The sequence below is a fragment of the Blautia sp. MCC270 genome (assembly GCF_018785605.1).
In the GTDB taxonomy this organism is placed as follows: Bacteria; Bacillota; Clostridia; order Lachnospirales; family Lachnospiraceae; genus Blautia_A; species Blautia_A fusiformis.
Genome location: NZ_WQQD01000077.1, coordinates 1 through 309, shown reverse-complemented (window position 1 = coordinate 309; position 309 = coordinate 1). Strand labels below are relative to the sequence as shown.

Annotated in this window: 1 protein-coding gene and 1 pseudogene; both read right to left on the bottom strand. The window is 41.7% G+C overall.

What is annotated here, in order from left to right:
* Window positions 1–169 (bottom strand): helix-turn-helix domain-containing protein (locus GPK58_RS13470; protein ID WP_215638740.1); only part of this gene is annotated, 169 nt, incomplete at its 3' end.
* Window positions 132–266 (bottom strand): annotated as a pseudogene (locus tag GPK58_RS13465) (hypothetical protein); the annotation flags it as partial. The pseudogene GPK58_RS13465 and the gene GPK58_RS13470, both read right to left, overlap by 38 nt.
* Between the last annotated feature and the right edge of the window lie 43 nt (window positions 267–309).

The window sequence follows — 309 nt, the reverse complement described above, 5'->3', positions numbered from 1 at the left end:
TTTTATATCCGGCCGGTGTGTTCCGGAGCATCTTTTTTTCTTTCTGGTAATAGCTGATCTTATCTGCAAGCATCTGGTTATAGATAAAGCGGCTGCAGCCGATTGTTTGCTCTATCTGAACTCTCTGCTCTTTATTTGGATAGATCCTTATTTTTACGGCGCGGTTCATTCTTCTCACCCTGGCTTTCTATATACTGCCGTATCGTTTCAATCGTTGCTCCGCCTGCACTGAGCAGACAGAATATCTGACCCCAGAATGCATCTTTCATGGTCTAACTCCATTATATTTATCATCCTTTTTCTTATATC